Below are 4,656 nucleotides of genomic sequence, written 5' to 3'. Positions count from 1 at the left end.
GAGCACGACCGGCTACGGCAGCACGGGCACGAGCTACACGGGCCTGCCGCGCTCTTCCACCGGCTACGACTTCGGCATCCGCCACGCGTTCTGATCCTCTGATCGCATGAGGATGTGACGGGGCAGCGCGGCCGCCGCAAAGGCGCCGCGCTGCCCGTTCCGGTCGCGCAATGGCTTGCGCGGACTCTGGAACACGCTGCACTCGGGAGGGAACTCAGCGCAGCGAGGAGAAGGTGCCGCAGTTTCAAGGCAGGTCAAATGAACAAACAGATATTCGCGCTCGCGCGCTGGTTGCGCGCGTGTGCCTTCCTGCTCCTCGCCCTCGGGTCGCTCGCGGCGGCACAGGCGCAGAACAGGATCGAATCGGTCACGGGCTCCCTGCAGGCAGGCAGCGAAGTGCTGCGTGTCGATTTCTCGGAGCCGCTGACGGCTGAGCCCAACGGCTTCGCCATCCAGTCGCCCGCGCGCATCGCGCTCGACTTTCCCGGCATGAGCAGCAGCCTGGGCCGCGAGGCCATCGAAATGAGCCAGGGCAATCTGCGTTCCGTCAACGTGGTGCAGGCCGGCGAGCGCACGCGCCTCGTCATCAACCTGAAGCAGGCGACCGCCTACAGGACCGAGCTGCGCGGCAAGTCGCTGCTCGTGACGCTGCAGCCCGCCGCAGGCCCTGCGCTGGCGACTTCCGCGTCGGCCACCTTTGCCGAGAACCGCAACCGCGACGTGCTGCCGCTGCGCGACGTCGATTTCCGCATGGGCACCGAAGGCACCGGGCGCGTGATCGTGTCGCTGCCCAACGACCAGGTCGGCGTGGACATCCGCCAGCAGGGCAAGGGCCTCGTGGTCGAGTTCACGAAGTCGTCGTTGCCCGAGGGGCTCAACCGCCGGCTCGACGTGTCCGACTTCGGCACGCCAGTGCAGACCGTGAGCCTGCAGCAGGCCGGCGATCGCGTGCGCATGGTGATCGATCCGCGTGGCGAGTGGGAGCACAGCGCCTACCAGAGCAACAGCCAGTTCGTGGTGGAGGTGCGCCCGCGCAAGCTCGACCCGACCAAGCTGACGCAGGGCGTCGGCTACAACGGCGAGAAGCTGTCGCTCAACTTCCAGAACATCGAGATCCGCTCGCTGCTGCAGGTGATCGCGGACTTCACCAGCTTCAACATCGTCACCTCCGACTCGGTCACAGGCTCGCTCACGCTCCGGCTGAAGGACGTGCCCTGGGACCAGGCGCTGGACATCATCCTGGAGGCGAAGAACCTCGGCATGCGCAAGAACGGCAGCGTGCTGCGCATCGCGCCCGAGGACGAACTCAATGCCAAGGAGAAGCTCAGGTTCGAATCGCAGGCTGCGATCCAGAGCCTGGAGCCCGTGCAGACACGTTCATTCCAGCTCAACTACGCGAAGGCGCCGGCGATCGCCCAGAGCCTGACCGGCACGGGTTCGTCGACGGGCGGAACCAGCGGATCGGCGACCCGCATCCTGAGCGCGCGCGGCAGCGTGATTGCCGAGCCGCGCACCAACCAGCTCTTCGTCTCGGACATTCCGTCGCGCCTGGCGCAGGTGGCCGAGCTGATCCAGAAGCTGGACGTCTCGGTGCGGCAGGTGCTGATCGAGGCCCGCATCGTCGAGGCGTCGGACACCTTCAGCAAGTCGCTGGGCGTGAAGCTGGGCGGCTCGGTCAAGGGCAGCAACAGCTCCATCGGCACGCAGCCGACCACCTCGAGCGACGGGACCACCACCTTCTCGGGCAACTCGACGAGCAACTTCATCAACCTGCCCGCCACCAGCTCGAGCGGATCGAGCGTCGGCACCTTCGCCGTTTCGCTGTACAACTCCAGCCTCTCGAAGATCCTCAACCTGGAGATCTCCGCGCTGGAGGACGAAGGCAAGGGCAAGGTGGTGGCCAGCCCGCGCGTGGTGACCGCGGACCAGACCAAGGCGCTGATCGAGCAGGGCACCGAGCTGCCCTACCAGTCGGCGACATCCAGCGGTGCCACTTCGGTGTCGTTCCGCAAGGCCAACCTGAAGCTCGAGGTCACGCCGCAGATCACGCCCGAGGGCAACATCATCCTGACGCTCGACGTGAACAAGGACTCGGTCGGGCAGTCGACGAGCGCGGGCTACGCGATCAACACGAAGCACGTGCAGACCGAAGTGCTGGTCGAGAACGGAGGCACCGTCGTGATCGGCGGGATCTTCGAGCTGACCGACAACGTGGACGAGTCGCGTGTTCCGGTGCTGGGCGAGATACCGGTGGTCGGAGCCCTGTTCCGCACGCGCAGCCGCACGTACAACAAGACGGAGCTGCTGGTCTTCATCACGCCGAAGATGATCACCGACCGGACTGCGCTGCGCTGAGCAACAGGCGGACGGCGGGTTGGAGCAGCCCGCTACCTGATCGCCACCGCTGCAGGCGGGGCGCCCGGCACCGCCACGCGGAACTTGAGGCCATCGAGCAGCTTGTCCCACAGCGCGATGGCTTCTTCGTCGTTGACCGACGAAGAAGCCGCCGCGCCCACGCGATCGGAGGCCACCTTGGTGAACATCGCCGCATGCAGCAGCGCGGGGCGCGCGACGTTGCCGGTTTCGCCGATGAACATCCATTCGAAGTCGTGCGAACCATCGGCTTCGCGGACCAGCGACTCCTCTCCGTCCCAGCCGTGGACTTTCTTCTTGCCCTCGCGCAGCGTCGTCAGCCTGGGATAGCTGCTGCCGGCGTCTCGCTTGCGGTCGTTGATGAGCTTGAGCAGGCCGTAGCCATTGCTGCCCTTCGTGCTCTGGCTCTGGTTGCTCTGGACGCTGAACACGACGTCCGGCAGGTCCGCCATGTGAAGGCCGGCCTGGGACAGGGCTGGGCCTCGAGAGCCATCGACACGGGTGAAGCCGTATTCATGGCAAAGGCCTTGATCCGTGGGAACCTCGTCGGGCTCGCGTGCGCGCAGATTGCTGGCGAGCTCGACAGCATCTCGAAGGATCGAGTCTGCGGTCACGTTGTAGCTCTCGGCCGTGGCGTCGCCTCCAACAAAGATGTGCGGGCCTACGACGTAGTAGATGTCAAAGCTCTCCAGCTCGTATTTCTTTGCAGACACGCTCTTGAATGAACGCATGAGCCAGAGATTCGGTGCCGGCCCTTTGCCAAAGTAGGTGATCTCGGCCGTCTTGTCTGCTGACAGTATCTTTGCGCGGTCGGCGGCCATCACTTTCTCGACGTCATTGGCCCGGTTGGGCAGCGTCGGAAAGTCGCGCCCGAACGCCAGTCTCGAATCGACGGGTGCGGTCAGCACATAGCGGCCGAAGCACAGCAGTTTGGTGTGATCGAACAGTTTCTCGATGCGTCGGTTCATGCAGACAATCCTCGTCTTCAGTGGTTGGTAGGTGAGTTCAGTTCTTCTCCGACCACCACTGGGAGTCGAAGTCGGCGGCGATGCGCACGATGCCGTAGAGCGTGGCTGCGCTGGCGTTGGCGTCGCTGTAGCTGCCCTGGTGGTCGTATCCGGCCTGCACGAACTTGGCTTTCGCGCGCACCTTGGCGGCGCTGCGTTCCACGGGTACCGTGCCGTCGCTTGGCGTCATTGGCAGCTGAAGCTTGAGCCTGAGAACTTCGCCTCGGTCGCCTTTCACGCGTAACGACCCTTCGCCGTTGTCTCCCTGGTTTCCGGGCAACAAGGTCCAGGTCAACGGGTCGCCGGCGATGACAGGGTCGCCATCGACCACGCGCCACACCAGGTCGTTCCAAGCCGGCTGCCCCGGGTCGCTGCCGTAGTGCGCATAAGTGCGTGGATGGAACGTGTCCCGGATAGCGTCCGCAAATCTCATGGCATCTTCAATCCGGGTCATCGTGGCTTTTAGACCGATCTGAGCTTTCGACTTGCCGCCCTTGGCTTTTGGCAAATTGAGCTGCCCCGCCGGATCGATCCAATCCGGATTGATCAACCTCCACCACTTGTCCCGATCGAGCGTGTAGATCTCGCTCACCGCGTCACTGCTGGGCCATTTCGCCAGGAACTTGCCGTTGTCGTCCTGCACCTGCAGCCACTGCGTGCCATAGGCGGCCGCCGGCAAAAGCTCCAGGCCGCCTTGCGCATTGGCCAGCACGGCCGTCACTTCCTCGCCGTTGTCGCCCAGGACGCTCTGCGTGATGCCACCCACCAACTGGGACTTCAGATGCCACCAGGGCTTGTTGCTGCCCTCGAAGCCCGCGCGCATGCGCTTGTACGCGGCGGCCGCGCCGGTGGTGGGCATCACCCCATGCACCACGCCCAGGATGCGATGCCTGATGGCGCCGTAGTCTGCGTGCATCATCGCCCGCGCCAGGATTCCGCCCATGCTGTGCGTGACGACGATGACGCCGGGGCAGTCGAAGCCGTTGTGGTTGTAGGTGTCGATCAGCAGCTCGATCTTCTTCGCAAGCTGCCTGCCTTCCTCGCCGTTGCTCCTGAGCCAGTTGTAGCCGAAGGCATGCACCGGATACCAACAGTTGCCGATCTTGCGGATGTCGTCCTCGCTCAGCGGTTGCGCGTCGTGGACGCCGAAGCTCGACGGTGGCCGGCCGATCAGCGCCTCGGGGTTGCTCTTGTCGAGCCATGCCGGTGAGACGACGTACTTTTTGCCTTCCCGTCGAAGCATGTCGTTGAGCTGGCGCTCCATCAACTGCAGGAT

Annotated in this window: 3 protein-coding genes; 1 reads left to right on the top strand and 2 read right to left on the bottom strand. The window is 64.6% G+C overall.

Features of this window, described 5'->3' with window-relative positions; genetic code table 11:
- The first annotated feature begins 258 nt into the window (after nucleotides 1-258).
- Entirely contained in the window at nucleotides 259-2,355 is a 2,097-nt protein-coding gene (pilQ, locus tag BMY35_RS37430; protein ID WP_093210119.1) for a type IV pilus secretin PilQ, read from the top strand.
- A 32-nt stretch (nucleotides 2,356-2,387) separates the two neighbouring features.
- On the opposite strand, the gene BMY35_RS37425 is transcribed toward pilQ, so the two are convergent.
- Complete coding sequence (locus tag BMY35_RS37425) at nucleotides 2,388-3,341, bottom strand: T6SS immunity protein Tli4 family protein (protein WP_093210118.1); 954 nt, start codon at nucleotides 3,339-3,341, stop codon at nucleotides 2,388-2,390.
- 37 nt (nucleotides 3,342-3,378) lie between these two features.
- On the bottom strand, nucleotides 3,379-4,656 hold a 1,278-nt coding region (locus BMY35_RS37420), incomplete at its 5' end, for an esterase/lipase family protein (protein ID WP_093210116.1).

This window comes from Variovorax sp. YR750 (assembly GCF_900109805.1).
GTDB classification, from domain to species: domain Bacteria; phylum Pseudomonadota; class Gammaproteobacteria; order Burkholderiales; family Burkholderiaceae_C; genus Variovorax; species Variovorax gossypii.
This window is presented reverse-complemented; position numbering and strand designations above follow the sequence as displayed.

Coding starts and splice junctions, on each gene's coding strand:
- BMY35_RS37425 (WP_093210118.1), bottom strand. CDS start 3,341: ATGAACCGACGCATCGAGAAACTGTTCGATCACACCAAACTGCTGTGC.
- pilQ (WP_093210119.1), top strand. CDS start 259: ATGAACAAACAGATATTCGCGCTCGCGCGCTGGTTGCGCGCGTGTGCC.